Genomic DNA, 22,363 nt, shown 5'->3' with positions numbered 1-22,363 from the left:
TATTAACGCTAAAAATCCGAAGTTAAACTTCGGATTTTTTTATTATGTATTTATTTTACAACTATTAAAAGTTATTATTTTCAAGCAAACTTCCTGCTAATTGTAACAACTGAAGTTCTGCATTTTTAGCTACATATTTAGCATTATTTCTATTTAGCTCTGCATTTATAAGATTTATTTGTGCTTGTCGAAAATCTATTGATGAAATTTGACCTAATTTATATCGCTCATTTGAACGCTCAAAATTTAATTTATTGGTTTGCACATTTTGCTCTTGAACCTTAAGTGAAAACAAACTGTTTTGATAAGTTTCCCAGGCATTATTTACATCTCTTTCTAATTGTTCTTTTAATTGATTTTTACGAATCTCCTGTGTATCTAAAGCTATTCTTGCATTGGTTACGTTTGTCCTAGTTCTACCTCCATCGAATATATTCCAAGATAAATTTACGCCTGCATTTAAACCTGTTCTAGTATTACTTATTGGACTAAATGCATTTGTTGCATCACTATTACTTTTATTCCAAGCATAAGAACTTGTTAAACTCACGTTTGGCATCCAACCAGATTGATTAATTTTTACATCTAACTTACTTAGTTCTATATTCTTTTGAGATTGCAATAAATTAGCATTATTAGCATTGGCTTGAGATAAAATAGTATTAAACACCAAATCTTCATTATACAAGACATTAGTATCTACAGTAACAGGTGTATTTACTTTTCTACCTAAAACGACATTTAAATCTCTTTTAGCATTATTTAATTGTCTTTTTACATCGATATAAGTTATACTATCATTGTTCACATCAACTTCAGCATTTAAAACTTCGAGCTTTGTACTTTGTCCATAATCAAAACTATACTTGGCTCTTTTTAAACGCTCTTTTGATATCGTTAATGCTTGTTTTTGAGTACTTTCATTTTCTGTTAATCTTCCAACTTCATAATAAGCAATAAACAACGTAATTAACGTATTTTCCATTACTTGACGAGCCTGTAATTCGGTTAAATTATAACTTTCTTTTAACCTTTTAAAAGTATTCTTTCTATTAAACCCGTTAAAAAGGGTGTAGTTTAATCCAACCGAAGCATTATACGATTTAGATTCTGCTCCAGTAACAGAATTAATAGTACCATCTTGGAATTCAAGATCTGTATCATTATTTGTATAATTTGCTCCAGCATTTCCAGTAACAGTAGGTAAATAACCACTATTATAAATACTTTTATTGTTTTTAGCTGTTTCTAAATTATTCTTAGTAATTCGTATATCGTAATTATTTTCTAACGTTAACTCTACCGCCTTTTCTTTACTTAATAATTCTTGAGCATGAAAAGAATAACCCGTTATTAAAAATCCTAATATGATTCCTATTTTATTTCTCATTTATATCTCTTTTATGCTAATTTCTTCACTTTCTGATTTTAATTCTTTTATAGCTCTTTCTACCTCTTCTCTACTTGGTTTTTTCCCTTCCCAGAACCATTTCACGTATACTTTTGCATAATTAGATATTGAAAGTAAAACTGGTAATGTTAGTAATGTTAAGAAAGTAGCTATTACAATTCCATACGCAATAGAAATTGCCATAGGAATTAAAAACTGAGCTTGTCTACTTTCTTCAAAAATTAAAGGTGCTAATCCAGCTACTGTAGTAATTGTCGTTAAGAAAATAGCTCTAAATCTCGATTTTCCAGCTGCAAATAAAGCCTCTTCATACTTTAATCCTTCTTTTAAATAACTGTTGAATTTACTAATCAGTACTAAACCGTCATTTACCATAATACCGATTAAAGCAATGATTCCTAAAAGAGATAAAATATTTACTGCGAAACCATGAAAATAATGTCCCCAAGCAACTCCAATTAAACTAAAAGGAACCATTATTAATAACATAAAAGGTTGTCCGTAAGAACGGAATGTAAATACAATAACAATGTAGATTAACAATAAAATAACTGGTCCTACAACTGCTGCTGACCCTGAAACTTTTGACGCTTCTCTATTTTGACCTTCATATAAAGCAGTTACTGAAGGATATTTTGCTGTGATTTCTGGCATTATTCGTTCTTGAATATCTGTTAAAGCGTCTGTTGCACTCGCTTGTGCATCTTTCATATCTGCCTCTACCTTAATCTCTCGCTGTCCTTCAAGATGATTTATTGAAATCTCTCCTCTTTCAATCTCATAAGTCGCTATTTCAGCTAAAGGAACTCTATTTCCTGAAGGAGTTGCGATTCGCATTTCATCTAAGTTTTTAATAGATGAACGTTCTTTCTTATCGTAACGCACCCAAACTTTAATTTCATCTTGTCCTCTTTGAAAACGTTGTGCTTGTCTACCAAAGAAACCACTTCTAATTTGAGACATTACTTCATTTAAATTCAAACCTAAGAGATATGCGTTGTCTTTTAATTGAATCTTAATTTCTTTAATCCCTTGCGGATCATTATCAGTAACATCTTTTAGCTCTTGATTTTTTTTCAGTTCTTCTTTCAGTTCTAATTTAGCTGCTTTTAGTTCTTTTATATTATTACTTAATAAAGAAACAGAAACTGGACTTCCTCCAAAATTTCCTCCTGAACCAAATGTTAAAGATTCTACTCCATAAACCTCTCCTACTCTATCACGAATTACATTTGTGATTTCTCTAGAGCTAAAAGTTCTTTCTTCACCTGGTAATAAATTAATTCGCAGAGAAGCTTGAGCAGAACCTGGACCAATTTGTTTTAATATATTTTCTACAACTGGTTCTCCATCAACTCCATATTTTTCTGTAAACTCTTTCTCCACTTCCCAAACTTTAGCCTCAACAACAGAAATAATACTATCTGTAATTTTCTCATTAGTTCCTTGAGGCATTGTTAGATTTACTGAAACACGATCACTTGCTATAGACGGAAAAAATGTTCCTCTAATAATACCACCTTTAAATGCACCTGTAGTAATTAATAATAATGCGAAAGGAATTACTAAACCTATTACTTTATAATTTAGAACAAATTTTAATGCTGGCGCATAAATATTATCACGCATAAAATCCATAGCGATTTCTGCGTATTTGTTTAGTGTATATAATTTTTGATTTCTGTCTAAGGATTTGGAATGTGCTACGTGAGCAGGAAGAATTATTAATGCTTCCACCAAAGAAAGAATTAATGTAAGCGCTACTACTGTTGCTACTTCCCCAAAGAACTCTCCAATATTACCATCTAAAAAGAAGAAAACCGAAAAAGCTAAAACTGTTGTTGTTATTGCTGAAATAATTGGAGGAACAACTTCCATAGTTCCATCAATTGCTGCACGAATTGGATTTTTACCTTGCTCGAAATGATGATAAATATTCTCGGATATTACAATTCCATCATCCACCAAAATTCCGATTACGATAATCATACCGAATAATGATAACACATTAATTGTAATATTGAAATATCCTGCTAACATAAACATTCCAAAGAATGCTACTGGTAAACCTGCTGCTACCCAAAATGCTAATCGTGGACGTAAGAATAATGATAAAAACAACATTACTAACAACATTCCTTGCCAAGCATTTTTAAATAATAGTTCGGTACGTTGATTTAAAGTGATAGAAGAATCTCGTGTAATTTCTACTTTAACAGTATCATGCTCTTCATTAAACTTTTCTACATACTCATTAATTTTCTTAGCCGAACTTAAAAGATCTTCATTGTTTGTATTACTTACCTGTACTCTTACCGCTAAATTTCCATTATAATAGTTTCTATTTGGGGTTTCATTCCAAATATCTCTAACTGTAGCTACATCTTTTAATCGGATAATTCTTCCAGAAACATCTGCTCTAACTACCAAATTATCTAACTCATCTCCGTAGTACGATCTATTATTCGCTCTAATTAAATATTCTTCAGCGTCTGTTTTTACAGAACCTCCTGTAGTTAAAATATTTGATGCAGAAACTGCACTTGCAACTTGATTAAAAGTTAAATTATAAGCGATTAAATCATTCTCTCGAACTGCTATTTCTATTTCTTCAGCAGGATAACCTGAAACTGTTATTTGAGAAATTCCATCAATTCTACGAATATCATTTTCTATATTTCTTGCAATATCTTTTAATGATTTTAATGGAATTTTATCTCCAGTAACTACGAAACTTATGGTCTCCGCAACATTTTCAACTTTGGCTACAACTGGAGGTTCCATTCCTGTAGGAAAATTCGGAACTTTATCAACCGCATTCTTCACATCAGCTAAAACTACATTTATATCGTAATCTTTAAGCGTTTCTACTCGAATACTAGCAGAATTTTCAGAAGATGTAGATGTAACTCGATCTACTCCAACTAAACCTTTTAAATTGTCTTCTATTTTAAGTACAACTCCTTCTTCTATTTCTTGAGGAGAAGCACCCGGATACACAACATTAATATTGATAAACTTTGCTCTTGTTAAAGGAAAGAATGATGATTTTAAGGTTGAAAAACCAAAGTATCCTAAAATTACAAAAGCAATTATAATAATGTTTACCGCAACAGGATACTTAATAAAATATGCTATTATTTTCTTCATTCCTTACTTTTTTACTTCTTGTTTTGTTTCAGAAAATAATTTCACTGGCATACCAGCATAAGCTCCTGGAACAGGCTTTGAAACTAACTGTGTTCCATTTGCCAATCCTTTTATAATAACTGTATTTTCATTAAAATGAACAGGATTAATATCTACCAAATCTAATTGATTGTTGTTAACTACATAAACAGCTTTATTTTCTACCAATAACTTTCTGTTGATTTCTAAAGCATCTTGAACAGATTTTGTAGCAACACTCGCTTCTAAATACATCCCTTCACGTAAACCTTTTCCTTTTACCTCAATAAAAACCTGAACAGTTTGTGAAGTTTGATCTATTTTCCCATTAATTCTGGTTACTATTCCTTCCCAAGTTTTTGTTTTTTCAAGATTATATAAAACTACTTTTTTTCCTTTCTCTAAAAGATCAGCAAAACTTGCACTTACTGACAAAGGAAGCTCTAATACCGAAGTATCGATAAACTCACCCATTCTTTGTCCAGATCTTACTAAAGTTCCATTAGTAACTAAAGCTTCAGTTAAAATTCCATTAAAAGGAGCTCTAATATTATATTTTCCTAAATGAACTTCTAAATTTTTAATGTTATAGAACGTTGTATAAATATTCTTACCTGAAATGAAGTACTTTTCTTTATCTGACTTTGGTTCTGGTAATGGTTTTAAAGTTGAATTAATATCAAAGTTTTTTAAATAAGTATCCCAAGCTTGGAAAGATTCAGAATAATCTAATCGAATGTCTGGCATTACAGAAGCTATTAAATTCTGTAAAGAGCTTCTTTGAGATTGTATAGAAGCATAAAACTCTTGATTATTTATTCTTAATAAAGTTTGTCCTTTTTTATATGAAGTTCCTACTCTAAAATCCTTTCCAGCAGTTTGTAAAACTCCTTGAACTTCAGAATAAATATCTACTTTATTTTTTGCTATTAAATTACCATTTGCAGTAATCTTAATTGGAATTTCACTGTTTTTAACTGATTCAACAAAAACGGTTTTTTCTACTTTTGTTGCCTTTTTTTTCGGCGTCTTTTTACTACTTTCAAATCGTTTTGATATAATTACTGCTAAGGCTAAGATTAATATTCCTACTCCTATTGATATGATTAGTTTTCTCATGTTTATATTTAGTTGCTAATACAACTGTTATCTGATTTAGCTATTAAATTTTCTTGTACTTTTTTGATGACTTTTATTGTTGCTTTTATCTCTTCCTCAGAAATATTTTCTTGTAACGACTGTGCAAAGTCTTCTATAATTGGTAATGTTTCTTTAAATAATAATTCTCCTTTTTTAGTTAAAAAAATATGGTTAATTCTCTTATCTAATTTTGATGGGATTCTTGCTACCAAACTCTTCTTTTCCATAGTATTTATTAAACGAGTTAATGAGGTTTTATCTCGTCCTGTTAAAAATGCTAACTCTTGTTGTGGCACACCATCTTTCTCGTCTAATTTCTTCAACAATATCCATTGTGTTTTCGTAAGCTTAATATCTTGCTCATGAAATATATCTTGAATATGATTATCAATCATTTTCGTTGTTTTACCTAACCAAGGTGCTAATGTATTTTCTAATCCCATAAAAGCTATTTATAGGACGCAAAATTACAGCTAAGGTTTAATTTAGTTGCATATACAACAAGTTAAGTTTCTGTTAAAAAAAGACAAAAAAAAACCTGAAAATTAACTTTTCAGGTTTTTGATTTTTATGCAGTAATTATTATTTGCTTAAATACATTTTTCTTCTAGAATATAAATCGTAGAAATCATCGTCTCTTAAATTATCTATAAATAAAATGCTCTCTCCTGTACTCTTCATTTCTGGTCCTAGATTCTTATTTACATTTGGAAATTTATTAAAAGAGAATACCGGTTGCTTGATTGCAAACCCTTCCAACTGTGGATTAAAATCAAAATCAGTCACTTTTTTATCTCCTAACATTACCTTCGTAGCGTAGTTTACATAAGGTTCTTTATAAGCTTTTGCTATAAACGGAACAGTTCTAGATGCTCTAGGGTTTGCTTCAATGATGTATACTTTATCATCTTTAATAGCAAACTGAATATTAATTAATCCAACAGTATCTAATGCTAGTGCTATTGTTTTTGTATACTCTCTTATTTGATCTAATACTAACTCACCTAAGTTAAAAGCAGGTAATGTAGCATTAGAATCTCCTGAGTGAATTCCACATGGCTCAATGTGCTCCATAATTCCGATGATGTACACATTTTCTCCATCGCAAATTGCATCAGCTTCTGCTTCAATTGCTCCTTCTAAATAGTGATCTAATAATAATTTGTTATTTGGAATCTTACGCAATAAATCTACTACATGCTCTAATAACTCTTCTTTATTAATTACAATCTTCATTCCTTGACCTCCTAATACATATGAAGGACGTACTAAAATTGGAAAATCCAACTCATCTGCCAACTTTAATGCCTCATCAGCATTTTCTGCCACACCAAATTCTGGATAAGGAATGTTGTTTTCTTTTAATAATGTTGAGAAACTTCCTCTATCTTCCGCTAAATCTAACGCTTTGTAACTTGTTCCAATAATTGGAATTCCGTAACGATCTAATTTCTCAGCTAATTTTAAAGCAGTTTGTCCACCTAACTGAACAATTACACCTTCTGGTTTCTCATGCTTAATGATATCGTAGATGTGCTCCCAGAAAACAGGCTCGAAGTATAACTTATCAGCTGTATCAAAATCTGTAGAAACAGTTTCTGGGTTACAGTTAATCATGATTGTTTCGTAACCAGCTTCTTTTGCTGCATAAACTCCGTGAACACAACAATAATCAAATTCAATACCTTGACCGATACGGTTTGGTCCTGAACCTAAAACGATAATCTTTTTCTTGTCAGATACTTTACTCTCATTTGCTACATAACGTTCTCCATCAGCAGTTTCAATCTCTTGCTCGAATGTTGAATAGTAGTAAGGAGTTTGTGCTTTAAATTCAGCAGCACAAGTATCAACTAATTTATAAACACGTTTGATTTTGTAATCTTCACGTTTCTTATATACTTCACTTTCTAAACAGTTTAACATGTGAGCGATCTGACGGTCTCCATATCCTTTTTGTTTAGCTTCAAGTAATAACTCTCTATCTAAAGTATCAATTGTATATGTAGAAATTTCCTTCTCTAAGTGGAATAACTCTTCGTATTGTTTTAAATACCACATATCAATCTTAGTGATATCGTAAATCTTACTTAAAGGAATTCCCATAGCAATAGCATCGTAGATTGCAAAAACACGATCCCAACTTGCGTGAGTTAATTTATCTATTACTTGGTTATAATCTTTATATCCTTTTCCGTCTGCTCCTAAACCATTACGCTTAATCTCTAAAGATTGAGTTGCTTTGTGTAACGCTTCTTGGAACGAACGTCCAATTCCCATTACTTCTCCTACTGCTTTCATTTGTAATCCTAAAGTTCTATCAGAACCTTCGAACTTATCAAAATTCCAACGAGGGATTTTCACGATTACATAATCTAAAGTTGGCTCAAATAATGCAGAAGTAGACTTTGTAATTTGGTTATCTAATTCATCTAAAGTATAACCGATTGCTAATTTAGAAGCGATTTTTGCAATTGGATATCCTGTTGCCTTACTTGCTAAAGCAGAAGAACGAGATACACGTGGATTAATTTCAATTGCAATGATATCTTCTTTCTCATCTGGAGAAACTGCGAACTGTACATTACATCCACCTGCAAATTCACCAATACTACGCATCATTTTAATTGCCATATCACGCATTTTCTGATATGTTTTATCAGATAATGTCATTGCTGGAGCAACTGTAATTGAATCACCAGTATGAATTCCCATTGGATCCATATTTTCGATAGAACAGATAATAACAACATTATCATTATCATCACGAAGTAATTCTAACTCGTATTCTTTCCATCCCATCATGGCTTTATCAATCATAACTTCGTGGATTGGAGAAATCTCTAAACCTCTAGTTAATGATTTTTCAAACTCTTCTTCATTATATACGATAGAAGCTCCTGCTCCACCTAATGTAAATGACGCTCTAATACATAATGGAAAACCAAACTCTTGAGCTATTTCTTTACCTTTTAAATATGAAGTAGCTGTAGCTTGTGGTGCCATCGGTACATCGATAGTTTCCATTAACTCTCTAAACTTCTCTCTATCTTCTGTGATATTAATAGCATCAATATCTACTCCGATAATCTCTACTCCAAAATCTTCCCAAATACCTTTTTCATCAGCCTCGATACATAAGTTTAATGCTGTTTGACCTCCCATAGTTGGTAAAACTGCATCTATTTGTGGGTGTTCTTTTAAAATTTTAATTATAGAACGAGTATTAAGAGGCAATAAGTAAACGTGATCCGCCATTGAAGGATCAGTCATTATCGTTGCAGGATTAGAATTGATTAATATCGTTTCAATTCCATCTTCTCGTAACGAACGTAACGCTTGCGACCCTGAATAGTCAAATTCACACGCTTGTCCGATTACAATCGGTCCAGATCCAATAATTAAAATCGATTTTAGTTCTTCTCTCTTAGGCATTTGTGTTGTATTGTGTTGTTTATGTAAAAATATAAAATTGATTAGGTATAAAAAAAGGTGTTACTAATAAAAAGTAACACCTCTATATAATTGAATAACAATCATTATTTCTTTGGTCTCGTTTCAGATGAAACTGATAATTTTTTTCTTCCTTTTGCTCTTCTTCTAGCTAATACTTTTCTACCATTAGCAGAAGCCATTCTTTCGCGGAAACCGTGTTTGTTTCTTCTCTTTCTTTTTGATGGTTGGTAGGTTCTCTTACTCATTTTAAATAAATCTTAAAATTTTTCTAAACTTATCTTTTGCTAATAGTGAAATTCGACTGCTAAAAGCGTGGGCAAATATACAACAGTTTTTCGTTCTGACAAATCTTAAAAAGTTTTTTTTTAGAATATTTTTTTTAGACTGATTTTCACACATTTTTTTACACTTTTTCGTTGCAAAATCTATCATTGTTATTACTTTTGCGCAAACCTAATACTACATGAACAACACTAAATATGTATTCGTAACAGGTGGTGTAACTTCGTCACTTGGTAAAGGAATTATTGCAGCTTCTTTAGCTAAGTTACTTCAAGAACGTGGATACTCTGTTACAATTCAAAAACTAGATCCTTATATTAATATAGATCCAGGTACTTTGAATCCATATGAACATGGGGAATGCTATGTTACAGATGACGGGGCAGAAACGGACTTAGATTTAGGTCACTATGAGCGCTTTTTAAACATTCCTACTTCACAAGCTAATAATGTTACAACTGGTAGAATATACCAATCTGTAATTAATAAAGAAAGAAGAGGAGATTTCTTAGGAAAGACTGTTCAGGTTATTCCTCATATTACTGATGAAATTAAACATCGTATTAAGATTTTAGGAAATACTGGCGATTATGATATTGTAATTACTGAAATTGGTGGAACTGTTGGTGATATTGAATCATTACCTTACATAGAAGCTGTTCGTCAATTACAATGGGAACTTGGTGAAGACAACGCTATTGTTATTCATTTAACATTAGTCCCTTATTTAGCTGCTGCAGGTGAATTAAAGACTAAGCCAACACAACACTCTGTAAAAATGTTAATGCAAAGCGGTATTGGTCCGAATATCTTAGTATGTAGATCTGAACATGAAATTTCTGAAGACATTAAGAGAAAACTTGCTTTGTTCTGTAATGTAAAGAAAGAAGATGTGATTCAATCTTTAGATGCTGAAACAATATACGATGTTCCTAATTTAATGTTTGAAGAAGGTTTAGATCGTGTAGTTTTAAATAAACTAGATCTTTCTACAGAAAAACAACCAGAACTTGTTGATTGGAACTGTTTCGTTAAAAAGTATAAGAACCCAAAACGCACTTTAGAAATTGGGTTAATTGGAAAATATGTAGAATTACACGATTCTTATAAATCGATTACTGAAGCATTTATTCATGCTGGTTCTACTCACGACGCTAAAGTTAATATTCGTTGGATTCATTCTGAAGAGTTATCTGTTGACAATATCAAAGAACATTTAGAAGGTTTAAATGGTATGTTAGTTGCTCCTGGTTTTGGTGAACGTGGAATTGAAGGTAAAATTGAAGCTGTTAAATATGCTAGAGAAAATAACATTCCTTTCTTAGGAATTTGTTTAGGAATGCAAATGGCAGTTATTGAATTCGCTAGAAACGTATTAAATTTATCTGATGCAAATTCAACTGAAATGAATGAAGAAACTTCTGCTCCTGTGATTAATTTAATGGAAGAGCAGAAAGATATTACCAACATGGGAGGTACGATGCGTTTAGGAGCATGGGATTGTGAATTGATTAAAAATTCTAAAGCTTTTGAAGCTTATAATTCTCTTGCAATAAGTGAAAGACATCGCCATAGGTATGAATTTAATAGTGACTACAAAGAGCAAATTGAAGCTGCAGGTATGAAGGCAACTGGTATAAATCCTAAAACTGGACTTGTAGAAGTTGTTGAAATCCCAAATCATCCTTGGTTTGTTGGAGTACAATACCATCCAGAATATAAGAGCACAGTTTTAAATCCGCATCCTTTATTCTTAAGCTTTATTAAAGCAGCGATTACATATTCTGAAAATTAATTTTTCTAAATTAAATAGATTAACAAGGCTATCTGAAAGATAATTTTTCATCAATTTATTCTTATTTCAAATTGATAATATTGAAACTTTTTAGATAGCTTTTTTATGTGTGAAAAAATATTTTTAGCTTTAACTATCGATTAACCTAATTTCGTATATGCTTTCTTTACAACAACAGCTTCGATCTTATTTTGGAATTACTTCTGATGAATTTAAAGCTATTGAACATTTATTTTTAAGACATCAATTAAATAAGGACAGTTATTTTGTTAAAAAAAAGCAATATTGTAAAAAATTAAGCTTTGTTGAACATGGATATATTCGTGTTTTTGCAAATGTAAAAGACAAAGAAGTTACACAATGGATTACTACTAGTAGTTATTTTATTACAGACTTACATAGTTTCTTTTTTGATCAAAGATCACGCTGGAATATGCAAGCTTTAACAGATTGTACTTTATATACCATTTCTAAAGAAGATTATAAGCAACTGAGCAACAAAATACCGAACTGGTATAACGTAGAGAAAAATTTTATTTCTTCTTGTTTTTCAACATTAGAAGATCGTGTTTTTGATCATTTATCTTTAAATACAGAAGAACGCTACCTTAAATTCTTCAATCAAAATAAAATATTATTTAACGAAGTACCTTTACAATACTTAGCTTCAATGCTAGGTATGACACCTGAAACTTTAAGTAGAATTCGTAAAAAAATTAATTCTTGATTTATATCAAGTAGAACAATTGTATTCTTCTTGAAATTTGTATTCATAAAACTATTTTTATGCATACAGAAATCACAACTTCTATCCATATCAAAGCAACTCCTGAAAAAATTTGGAAAGTACTTTTAGATTCTGAAACCTACCCTAGTTGGAATCCTTTTATTTCTTCAATAGTTGGTGTCCCTCAAACTGGAAATACTATCGAAGTTAATATTGGAACTATGACATTTAAACCTATAATTCTCGAATCCAATCCCAATATCGAATTAAAATGGAAAGGAAAATTACTTTTTAAAGGGTTATTCGATGGTGAGCATCGATTCTACCTTCAAGATAATAACAACGGTACCACTACTTTTATCCAAAGCGAAAAGTTTAATGGGATTTTGATTCTTTTATTTAAGAAAAAGATACATACCGACGTGAAAAATGGTTTTAATAGTATGAACAACGCTTTAAAAAGTATGGTTGAAGAGCGTTAAGTTTATTCGCTACTCAAACTTAATTGCTTTAGATGGCTACTACTATATATTCTGAAAATTAATAAAAGAGGATTGAAAACTAATTTTCAATCCTCTTTATTTTCTACAAGAAAATATGCTTTGTTATTCTAACATTTTAACTCTTTCTTTTTTCCTCCACTAACTGTAAAACAACCAACTCCATCGACTGCTACACACCCAGCACCAGTACACTTTACAGTAACTCCTCCTGCGCATTTTGCTTCACATGTTGCGAATTCTCCTTGAGAAAAAGACGGAGCTAATCCTCCTAAAATATTCTTTAATTCATTCTTTTTTAAAACTCTTTTAATTTCAAAATTTAATTTCATTTTCAATATTATTTAAGTAAAACTTATTGTTTTTTATAGACATAATAAGATCTAATGTCTTCCTTTTATATATTTTGATTTTTTTTATTATTTTTCTAAATAATTGTTTACAAATTGAACTAAACTATCAAACGATTCATCATTACCATACGACTTATATAAAATATTCAATTCTTTATCTACTAAAATAAAAGTAGGATAACCAATAATCCTTAACTCTCTAATTAAAGGAGATTTAGAAATATTATTAGTTTTTGGCTTCTCTTTGACAATACCATTAAACCATTTAATATCATTATCTAAATTATACTTTTTTACAGGTTCAATATCCTCTTGATAAGCTACACTAACTAAACCCAAATTGTCATTGAGTGATTTATTTAATTGAATAAGTCTAGGTGTAAGCTCTTTACAAGGTTCACACCAAGTTCCCCAGAAATCAAGTAATAAAAGTTTTTGATTTCCAATAAATAAACTAGAAACCTTATTTTTATCTCCTTCTAAATTTTCTATTCCATAATCTTTCATTTTAAACCCTGGTCTAAAACCAAACTGTTTGATTTTATTGTTCTTTTTGAGCTTCAACTGAAATTTAGGGTCTAATATTAAAGTGTCAATTACATAGAACTCTTTTCCAATTTTTACATCATCCTTTAACAAATAAGAATCATAAAAAGCATTCGAGAACTTTTGGTTCTGATTTGAGAATTTAAATTCATCTCCGAAAAAACCGTCTTTATTTACTCTTACTTTAAATTGTTCTTTTGGACTTGCTGAAAACTCTCCATAAAAATAAGATGATTCTTCCGTAATTAATTGTAATCTATTTTTCAATTCAACATTTTTATTTGACTCAGGATAGTCAAAATAATTAGCATCTGGATAAAATCTTAAAGACACTGTATCTTTATATATAAAATCCTTAGTAACTTTTGAAACTGGAATTAAATAATTTCTGAATAAACTATCTATTAACTTATTGTTATTTGCAGTAAGATTTGTTATTTGTTTATCAAAAAAAACTACTTCATCATCTTTAAAAGAAAAGTTCATATTCTCATCAACTATGAAAAATTGTTTGTCTTCTGATAAGCCTGAAATCAAATAAATTCTAGACTTAAAATCTTGATATTCTTCCTCTGATATTTTCTTCTCTTTAAATAGTTTTTTTATTTTTTCATTTGGTGTAATCTCAAAATATCCTACTCTCGATAAGCTATCTGATGTATATACATCTTTCAGTTTCTCGGGTATTGAATTCAAAAAAGAGACTGGTGTTAATATTGTTGATGATGGGTCACCATGTCTTTTATATAAATCTATTATTAAATCATTCTTATTTTTACATGATATCATAAAAAATATAATGTATAACAAATAAAATCTTTTTCTAATTTTATTCATGTTTGATCTATTTTATTAATACAATGGATAGTAAAAGTTCTCCATTTTTATTTTAATATTTAATTACAAAATTTTTTAGTATTAATCCGTTAGAACATGCCTCACAAAAGTCTTTCAAGCACCTCTCAATCTAGAGTAAATACATTTATTATCTTAAGTATATTTCGCCCATCTCTACATTTAACAGGATAATTTTCCATATTCAAACTGTTTAGAAATTAATCCTTTCAAAATATTTTTAAGTTCACTCTTTTCCCTTACTTTTTTTAATTCAAAATTTAGTTTTTTCATTGTTTGTAATTTTAATAGTAGAATTAAGAAATCTATATATAACTGTTATATTTATAGTATATATTAAATGCTAGAAAGGAGAGTGAAAAAACCTCCTTTCTAGCAAATCCTTTAAGATTTACAGGTTTTTTTAACTTTTTTACCATTAGAACTTGCTTCACAAAATCCTTTAGCTGACCCTATTGTATCTACGGCAGAACATCCACCTCCACTACAAGATACTTTGGTACCATCTCCACATATAGCTGAACAATTACCTCCGGCAAAGAACTGAGGTACTAAACCTCCAGTAATAGATTTTAACTCATCTTTTTTAAGCACTCTTTTTACTTCAAAATTTACTTTTTTCATTATTTAATTTTAATAGTTAGACTTAGAAATTTATAGACACCTAAGATTTTTGTCTTTTACAAAATATATAAAAGATTTTAACATCCGTTAAAACGAATTAACTTAACAACTAATAATAAAGACTATAGCTAGATTTAAGGTCGACTTAACCTAAATTTTATCTTTCTTCTCATCAATTTAAAATCTAAAATAAGTAATTATCATGCAAAATCCAAAATATATTGTAATAATTAAAATTAAGAATTAAAATATTTAATCAAATTTAATTGCTTTTGAAGGTTGTATTTTAGAAATTATCATTGAAGGTACCAATAACATTAATAAACACAAAAACAAAGTACCTATATTCAATAAAAAGAGATAGAAAAAGTTAAATTCTACAGGAACTGTAGACACATTATAAGTTTGTGGATTTAAACTTATTATTCTAAAATATTTTTGAATAAACAATAGAACAAAAGAAATTAAATTACCCCAAAGCAATCCTTTTAAAATTAAATAAGAGGCATTGTATAAAAAAATCTTCCTTATTTCTGTGTTTTTACTACCAAGCGACTTTAATATTCCAATCATTTGAACACGCTCAAGGATTAGAACTAATAAAGCAGTTATCATATTAATTCCAGCAACTAAAATCATAATTCCAAGAATAAACCACACATTATTATCGAACAACTTCAACCAATCAAAAAGTTGCCAAAATGTTTGCAACAAGGTATTTGCCTGTAAAGTTGGACTAATATTCATGTTTATCTCCTCTCCTTTTTCTTTCAAATCATCAAAATCATCGATTAACACTTCAAAACCTCCAACTTCATCATCTTCCCATTTATTTATTCGTTGAACTTCTTTTAAATCTCCTACTATTATAGAGTTATCAAATTCAGCAAAACCAGTTTTATAAATCCCAACAATTATTGGTTTTCTTGATTTGAAACCTGTAGAAGATTCTACTTGAAATCCAATATTTATGGTATCATTTAATTTCAGTTCTAACTGATCTACGACGGATTTTGATATTAATATTTCTCGATTACGTGGTTGATCATAATTTGGTAATCGTCCACTAACTAAAAACTCTTCGAAAAAAGAAAAATCATAATCTTTATTTACTCCTTTAAATACAATTCCTTGAAAGTTATTCTTTGTTCTAATTAAACCTGCTTTATTAATGTAAGGTTGAACTTTTTTTATTCCAGAAACAGAAGTGAAATTTGGGTAAAAATCTTGGTTTAAACTTAAAGGTACCGTAGAAACATCAGAATAATTATTGTCATAATTTGTAATCTGAACGTGGCCTTTAAACCCAGCTATTTTCTCACGAATTTTATTTTTAAAACCTAAACTTACAGATACTGAAATAGACATAATCGCAATTCCTAAACTAATAGCAACAATTGCTATTTTTATTATTGGAGATGATACACTATTTTTATGCTCTTTACCAGCAATTATTCGTTTTGCAATAAATAATTCGTAATTCAAAGAAATGTTTTTTAATACAATCAAAAGTACATATTTATTCTTGTTTTTAACTACGATTTTTTCTCTTAGTTCTTGTAAACAAACTTCTCACATATCTGTTCAAGAAAAAAAGGAAAAAGAAATTGTTATTGAGAAAAAAAACACGCTAATTCTTACAGCAGCAGATCAGACTGGAATTTACATTCCTAAAATTTTAAATAAAAATATTGGAATTGTAGCTAATCAAACTTCGATAATCAATAAAGTTTCTAAATTCAATCCAGACATTACTCAAATTCACTTAGTTGATTACTTGCATAATTCAACAAAAATTAATGTAAAAAAAGTATTTGCTCCTGAGCACGGATTCAGAGGAAAAGCAGATGCAGGAGAAAAAGTAAAAGATGGTATTGATACCAAAACAGGATTACCAATTATTTCTTTGTATGGAAAAAACAAAAAACCTTCAAAAAAACAATTAGAAGACATAGATCTTATGATTTTTGATATTCAAGATGTAGGAGCACGTTTTTACACTTACATTTCTACCTTACATTATGTAATGGAAGCATGTGCTGAAAATAATATTCCTTTATTTGTTTTAGATCGTCCAAATCCGAATGCTCATTATATAGGTGGCCCTATTTTAGAACCTAAACACAAAAGTTTTATTGGTTTACATAAAGTTCCTGTTGTTTACGGGATGACAATTGGTGAATATGGTAAAATGATTAACGGAGAAAAATGGTTAAAAAATGGAATTCAATGTGATTTAACAGTAATACCTAATAAAAACTACACTCATCAATCTAGTTATAGCTTACCTGTAAAACCTTCTCCCAATTTACCAAACGACACTTCTATTAATTTATATCCTAGTTTGTGTTTTTTTGAAGGAACAAATGTTTCTGTAGGTAGAGGAACTTCGAAGCAATTCCAAGTTGTAGGTAGTCCATTTCACCATTTAGAAAACCATAAATATAGTTTTATTCCTAAACCAAATGAAGGTGCGAAATATCCAAAACACGAAAACAAGAAATGTTTTGGTTACGATTTGTCTTCAGAAAAAAAATTAGAGCAACTGAGTTTAAAATGGTTAATTGAGTTTTACAATGCTCATAAAGAGCATTCAAAAGAAAAAGCGTTTTTCACTTCATTCTTTACTAAATTAGCTGGAACTAAACTATTACAAGAACAAATAGAGAATGGCTTATCTGAAGAAGAAATCAGAACAACCTGGCAAAAAGATTTGGATGAATTTAAAAAAGTAAGAGCTAAATATTTACTTTACGAGTAATAGAAAAACCTTGAGCTTTCATCCATTCATCTGAATAAATTTTATCCATATAACGAATTCCGTGATCTGGAAGAATAACAACTACAAAACTATCCGATTTAAACATTCCTTTTTCGGCGTATTGTTGCGTTGCTTGAATTACTGCTCCAGAAGTATAACCGCATAATAAACCTTCTGAACGAACTAATTCTCTTGCTGCTAAAGCGGCATCTTCATCTGTTACCTTTTCGTAAATATCAATAATATCAAAATCTGTTGAAGTAGGAATTAAATTCTTACCTAAGCCTTCTATTTTGTATGGTGAAATTTCCTTTGGATCAAATTCTTTTGTTTCGTGAAATTTTTTAATTGCTGAACCAACAGCATCTACACCTAAAATTTTTATATCAGGATTTTGTTCCTTCAAAAACCTTCCTGTTCCAGAAATAGTTCCTCCAGTTCCACTAGCAGCAACTAAATGAGTAATCTTACCTTCTGTTTGTTTCCAAATTTCTGGTCCAGTTGTCGCATAATGAGCTTCAATATTTAACTCATTAAAATATTGATTGATATAAATTGAATTTGGAGTTTCTTTATGGATTCGTTTTGCTGTTTCATAATAAGATCTAGGATCATCTGCCGCAACATTAGCTGGACAAATATGAACCTCTGCTCCCATTGTTTTTAAAACATCAATCTTATTTTTTGAAGATTTATCGCTTACAGCCAAAATACAACGATAGCCTTTTACTAAACTAATCATAGCTAAACTAAATCCTGTATTTCCTGAAGTAGTTTCTACAATAGTATCACCTGGAGTTAAAATCCCCTTCTTCTCAGCATTTTCTATAATATGAAGTGCAATTCTATCTTTTGCTGATTGTCCTGGATTAAAAGATTCTAATTTCGCAAAAAAATCTCCTTGTAAATCTTTAGTAACACTATGTAATTTAACTATTGGAGTTTCTCCTACTAAATCTAAAACCGAATTTACTATTGTTTTATTCCTATTCATTCTATATATAAAGAAACGTTATTGTAATAATTGAATCATCTATTTATAATTGAGATGTTTGTTTTTTACAATAACGTTTACATTTACTCAATCGAGGGCAAAAATATAATTATTTTTCTAACTTGTCTTCTAAAGCTAATAAGAAAGTATACTCTCTGGCGGTTTCTTTTAATGAATCGAACCTTCCAGAAGCACCTCCATGACCAGCTTCCATGTTTGTATGTAAAAACAATAAATTACTATCTGTCTTTACTTCACGTAATTTAGCCACCCATTTAGCTGGTTCCCAATACTGTACCTGACTATCATGTAATCCTGTAGTGACTAACATATTTGGATATGATTTCGATTCTACTTGATCATAAGGTGAATATGATTTAATGTAATCATAATATTGCTTGTCGTTTGGATTTCCCCATTCGTCATATTCTCCAGTCGTTAACGGAATACTATCATCTAACATAGTAGAAATAACATCAACAAAAGGTACTGCTGCTATAACTCCATTATATAATTCAGAATTTGTATTTACTACAGCTCCCATTAACAAACCTCCTGCAGAACCTCCCATAGCATACAAATGCTTTGAAGAAGTATAACCGTTATCAATTAAATATTTAGAACAATCGACAAAATCGTTAAATGTATTCTTTTTATTCAACATTTTTCCATCATCGTACCATTCCCTTCCTAAATATTGGCTTCCTCTAATATGTGCTAAAGCGAAAATAAAACCACGATCTAACAGACTTAAACGTGTCGTTGAAAATCCGTCAGAAACCGTATATCCATAAGAACCATAAGCATATTGCAATACAGGTGTATTTTCATCAATCTTTGTATCTTTTCTATAAACAATAGAAAGTGCAACTTTTTTACCATCTCTGGCTGTTACCCATAAACGTTTACTTTCGTAATTATTTTTATCAAACTTTCCTCCTAATACTTCTTGTTCTTTTTTGATTTCTTTAGATTGATCTTTCATATTGAAGTCAATCACAGAACTTGGAGTCGTCATTGAGTTATACGAATAACGAATTATATCTGTATCAAATTCGGGATTTGAATATACTCCGGCAGAATATGTTTCTTCTTCAAAAGGTAAATAGTAATCCTCTGCTCCATCCCAACGTTTTATTCTAATTTTAAATAATCCGTTATTTCTTTCTTCTAGAACTAAATAGTCTTTAAATATTGAAAAATCTTCTAAAAACGTATCTTTTCTATGCGGAATTACATCTACCCAATTTTCTTTAGCAGTATTATTTTCAGGAGTTTTCATAACTTTAAAATTAGTTGCTCCATCAATATTTGTCTTGATATAGAAATGATCTTCATAATGAGCAATATCATATTCTAAATCACGCTCACGTGGTTGAATTAAACGAAACTCACCATTTGGATTATCAGCTTCTAAAACTTGGTACTCACTAGAAACTGTACTGTAAGAACCTATGACTAAATATTTTCTCGACTTTGTTTTGGTTACAAAGACCCCAAAAGTTTCATCTTTTTCTTCAAAAACCAAAACATCTTCAGAAGTATCTGTTCCTAAAATATGTTTATAAATTTTAGAACTTCGTAATGTTACAGGATCTTTCTTTGTGTAGAATAATGTTTTATTATCATTGGCCCAAACACTTCCTCCTGTTGTATTTTCTATTTTATCACTGTAAACTTCACCTGTTTCAAGATTCTTTACTTTAATAAAATACTGGCGTCTACTAACTGTATCCGTTGCATAGGCTACCAACTTATTATCTGAAGATACATTTAATCCGCCTAATTGAAAATAATCATGTCCTTCCGCTTCTTTATTAACATCAAACATTATCTCTTCTTCTACTTCTAAACTACCTTTCTTTCGAGAATAAATAGGGTATTGTTGCCCTTTTTCATATCTAGTAATATAGAAATACCCATTCTTTTTATAAGGCACAGATTCATCATCTTCTTTAATTCTTCCTTTCATTTCTTCAAATAAAGATTCCTGAAAGTTATTCGTATGCCCCATTACCTTATCAAAATAGGTATTTTCAGCTTCTAAATAATCGTAAACTTTTTGAGTTTGTTCGTCTTTTTTTTCTGCGTTCTTCTGTTCATCTGTTAAACGCATCCAGAAATAATTATCTATTCTTACATCACCATGTTTCTCTAACTTTTCTGGACTTTTATCAGCTACAGGTGGTTTTATATTATTCTCCATCTTTTCTTTTTTGCAGAACGCAAAAGTAACATTTATAGCAATACTTAATATAAGATTTTTTGGGTTTCATTAATTTTTAGTAGTGTAAAGTAGTAATTTTGCAATGAAACATTATTTAAAATCATATAACTTATGTTCGGAGATTTATCTGGAATGATGGATAAGCTTAAACAAGCACAACAAAAAGTTGAAGAAACAAAACAGCGTTTAAACACTGTATTAATTGATGAAAACGGTGCTGACGGGAAAATTAAAGTTACTGTTACTGCTAACAGAGAAATTAGAGCAATTAGTGTTGATGATACTTTATTACAAGATGCTGAAGAATTAGAAGACTATTTAGTGTTAACTTTAAATAAAGCACTAAAAAGAGCAGGAGAAATAAATGAACAAGAAATGGCTATCGCTGCTAAAAGCGGAATGCCAAATATTCCAGGTATGGATATGTTCAAATAACTACAAAAATGAATTTAAATCAAATTACTGTTCCTTCTTTAGACTTAACTAAATCAATTCCTTTTTACGAGCAATTAGGTTTAAAACTAATTGTTAAAGCTCTTCCACATTATGCTAGGTTTGAATGCCCAGATGGAAATGCTACTTTTTCAATTCATTTGGTTGAAGAATTACCTGTTGGAGATGGAATTTATGTCTATTTTGAATGTGAGAATTTAGATACTCAAGTTAAAATTCTTAAAGAAAAAGGAATCGTTTTTGATCAAGACCCAGTAGATCAAACTTGGCTTTGGCGAGAAGCTAGGTTAAAAGATTTAGGTGGGAATAAAATCATCTTATTTTACGGTGGAGACAATAGATTAAATCCGCCCTGGAGAATTAAATAAAAATGCAAGAAGCAAAAGAAAATAAAAAAGCTGAAGATTACATGCTACCTTGTTTAAACAAGAAAATGTTTGGAATTGATTGCCCTGGTTGTGGTTTTCAAAGGTCGGCTGTTTTAGTTGCTAAAGGTGAGTTTAAACAAGCCTTTAATTTATTTCCAGCTATTTACACTTCTATTTTTTTTATTTTAGCCATCGGTTTTCATTTTTTCAGTAAGAAGAAAATCTCAGCAAAAATATTGCTTATTGTAGCTATCATTAATGTTTTAACTTTAATGGCAGCGTATCTAATAAAAATGAATAAACTATTTTTCAATTAAATAAACTTTAAAATATGTTCGAATTTGAAGAAAGAAAGCTGCCTAATGCTACAGCCGTACTAGTTCTTGGTATTTTTTCTATACTAACTTGTTGTTGCTATGGTGTTCCTGGAATATTATTAGGAATTATAGCCTTAATTTTATACAAAAAAGATAAAGATTTGTATTTATCCAACCCAAGTGTTTATACAAATTACTCAAACTTAAATACAGGATTTATTTTATCTATTATCGGAATTGTTTTAAGTTTCATTTTTATCTTAATGATTGTTTGGGCAATTTCTATGGTAGGTTGGGATGCTTTACAAGATCCTGAATTAATGAGAGAGCGAATGGAACAATTAGAACAAATGCAGTAAAACTAGCTCTTAAAAAACTTAATAAAA

General features: G+C 30.0%; 20 protein-coding genes. 8 read left to right on the top strand and 12 right to left on the bottom strand.

Going from position 1 to position 22,363, the window contains the following annotated elements; genetic code table 11:
- Positions 1-64: 64 nt before the first annotated feature.
- The 6 genes from AC2TEO_RS17370 to rpmH all read right to left on the bottom strand — a co-directional run bounded on the left by AC2TEO_RS17370 (position 65) and on the right by rpmH (position 9,420).
- Positions 65-1,390 (bottom strand): TolC family protein, encoded by a 1,326-nt coding sequence (locus AC2TEO_RS17370; protein WP_442266030.1) that lies wholly within the window; start codon positions 1,388-1,390, stop codon positions 65-67.
- Positions 1,391-4,561 (bottom strand): efflux RND transporter permease subunit, encoded by a 3,171-nt coding sequence (locus AC2TEO_RS17365; protein WP_442266029.1) that lies wholly within the window; start codon positions 4,559-4,561, stop codon positions 1,391-1,393. It abuts the gene before it with no gap.
- A gap of 3 nt (positions 4,562-4,564) precedes the next feature.
- Complete coding sequence (locus AC2TEO_RS17360) at positions 4,565-5,698, bottom strand: efflux RND transporter periplasmic adaptor subunit (RefSeq protein WP_442266028.1); 1,134 nt, start codon at positions 5,696-5,698, stop codon at positions 4,565-4,567.
- A gap of 8 nt (positions 5,699-5,706) precedes the next feature.
- Complete coding sequence (locus AC2TEO_RS17355) at positions 5,707-6,162, bottom strand: MarR family winged helix-turn-helix transcriptional regulator (RefSeq protein WP_442266027.1); 456 nt, start codon at positions 6,160-6,162, stop codon at positions 5,707-5,709.
- 139 nt (positions 6,163-6,301) lie between these two features.
- The gene (gene carB, locus AC2TEO_RS17350; RefSeq protein ID WP_442266026.1) at positions 6,302-9,154 is read right to left on the bottom strand and encodes a carbamoyl-phosphate synthase large subunit; all 2,853 of its coding nucleotides are present in this window, start codon (positions 9,152-9,154) and stop codon (positions 6,302-6,304) included.
- 104 nt (positions 9,155-9,258) lie between these two features.
- Positions 9,259-9,420: a 50S ribosomal protein L34 gene (rpmH, locus tag AC2TEO_RS17345; protein WP_095072834.1), complete on the bottom strand. Its 162-nt coding sequence runs from the start codon at positions 9,418-9,420 to the stop codon at positions 9,259-9,261.
- A 218-nt stretch (positions 9,421-9,638) separates the two neighbouring features.
- Here rpmH and pyrG point away from each other — a divergent pair, with 218 nt between their 5' ends.
- The 3 genes from pyrG to AC2TEO_RS17330 all read left to right on the top strand — a co-directional run bounded on the left by pyrG (position 9,639) and on the right by AC2TEO_RS17330 (position 12,461).
- On the top strand, positions 9,639-11,252 hold the full coding sequence (gene pyrG, locus AC2TEO_RS17340; protein WP_442266025.1) for a CTP synthase: 1,614 nt from the start codon (positions 9,639-9,641) through the stop codon (positions 11,250-11,252).
- 157 nt (positions 11,253-11,409) lie between these two features.
- Complete coding sequence (locus AC2TEO_RS17335; RefSeq protein WP_299679712.1) at positions 11,410-11,979, top strand: Crp/Fnr family transcriptional regulator; 570 nt, start codon at positions 11,410-11,412, stop codon at positions 11,977-11,979.
- A 59-nt stretch (positions 11,980-12,038) separates the two neighbouring features.
- Positions 12,039-12,461, top strand: a complete 423-nt coding sequence (locus AC2TEO_RS17330) for an SRPBCC domain-containing protein (RefSeq protein WP_299679709.1) — start codon at positions 12,039-12,041, stop codon at positions 12,459-12,461.
- A 128-nt stretch (positions 12,462-12,589) separates the two neighbouring features.
- Here the strand turns inward: AC2TEO_RS17330 and AC2TEO_RS17325 are convergent, their stop codons facing one another.
- From AC2TEO_RS17325 to AC2TEO_RS17310, 4 genes are all read right to left on the bottom strand, one after another.
- Positions 12,590-12,811, bottom strand: coding sequence for a hypothetical protein (locus AC2TEO_RS17325; protein WP_299679706.1), 222 nt, complete (start codon positions 12,809-12,811; stop codon positions 12,590-12,592).
- Positions 12,812-12,898: 87 nt separating this feature from the next.
- A complete protein-coding gene (locus AC2TEO_RS17320; protein WP_442266024.1) occupies positions 12,899-14,167 on the bottom strand; it encodes a TlpA family protein disulfide reductase in 1,269 nt (422 codons plus the stop codon).
- Between the two features lie 450 nt (positions 14,168-14,617).
- Complete coding sequence (locus AC2TEO_RS17315; protein ID WP_442266023.1) at positions 14,618-14,857, bottom strand: hypothetical protein; 240 nt, start codon at positions 14,855-14,857, stop codon at positions 14,618-14,620.
- 252 nt (positions 14,858-15,109) lie between these two features.
- Positions 15,110-16,342 carry an ABC transporter permease gene (locus AC2TEO_RS17310; RefSeq protein WP_442266022.1) on the bottom strand — a complete coding sequence of 411 codons (1,233 nt, stop codon included), beginning with the start codon at positions 16,340-16,342 and terminating at the stop codon, positions 15,110-15,112.
- Between the two features lie 4 nt (positions 16,343-16,346).
- On the opposite strand from AC2TEO_RS17310, the gene AC2TEO_RS17305 reads away from it, so the two are divergent.
- Complete coding sequence (locus AC2TEO_RS17305) at positions 16,347-17,618, top strand: exo-beta-N-acetylmuramidase NamZ family protein (protein ID WP_442266021.1); 1,272 nt, start codon at positions 16,347-16,349, stop codon at positions 17,616-17,618.
- Here the strand turns inward: AC2TEO_RS17305 and capA are convergent.
- Together capA and AC2TEO_RS17295 are read right to left on the bottom strand one after the other, a co-directional pair.
- Positions 17,596-18,612, bottom strand: coding sequence for a cysteate synthase (gene capA / locus AC2TEO_RS17300; protein ID WP_442266020.1), 1,017 nt, complete (start codon positions 18,610-18,612; stop codon positions 17,596-17,598). The genes AC2TEO_RS17305 and capA overlap by 23 nt on opposite strands.
- Before the next feature lie 109 nt (positions 18,613-18,721).
- Positions 18,722-20,818 carry a S9 family peptidase gene (locus AC2TEO_RS17295; RefSeq protein WP_442266019.1) on the bottom strand — a complete coding sequence of 699 codons (2,097 nt, stop codon included), beginning with the start codon at positions 20,816-20,818 and terminating at the stop codon, positions 18,722-18,724.
- Between the two features lie 132 nt (positions 20,819-20,950).
- Between AC2TEO_RS17295 and AC2TEO_RS17290 the strand changes: the two genes are divergently transcribed.
- Genes AC2TEO_RS17290 through AC2TEO_RS17275 form a run of 4 tightly spaced genes read left to right on the top strand, consistent with a single transcriptional unit; the run spans position 20,951 to position 22,336 of the window.
- Positions 20,951-21,274, top strand: coding sequence for a YbaB/EbfC family nucleoid-associated protein (locus tag AC2TEO_RS17290; protein ID WP_299679685.1), 324 nt, complete (start codon positions 20,951-20,953; stop codon positions 21,272-21,274).
- A gap of 8 nt (positions 21,275-21,282) precedes the next feature.
- On the top strand, positions 21,283-21,660 hold the full coding sequence (locus AC2TEO_RS17285; RefSeq protein ID WP_442266018.1) for a VOC family protein: 378 nt from the start codon (positions 21,283-21,285) through the stop codon (positions 21,658-21,660).
- 2 nt (positions 21,661-21,662) lie between these two features.
- Positions 21,663-21,977, top strand: coding sequence for a DUF2752 domain-containing protein (locus tag AC2TEO_RS17280; protein ID WP_442266017.1), 315 nt, complete (start codon positions 21,663-21,665; stop codon positions 21,975-21,977).
- Between the two features lie 14 nt (positions 21,978-21,991).
- A complete protein-coding gene (locus tag AC2TEO_RS17275) occupies positions 21,992-22,336 on the top strand; it encodes a CCC motif membrane protein (RefSeq protein ID WP_442266016.1) in 345 nt (114 codons plus the stop codon).
- The last annotated feature ends 27 nt before the right edge of the window (positions 22,337-22,363 follow it).

The sequence above is a fragment of the Tenacibaculum aquaeponti genome, from assembly GCF_057221555.1.
This window is presented reverse-complemented; position numbering and strand designations above follow the sequence as displayed.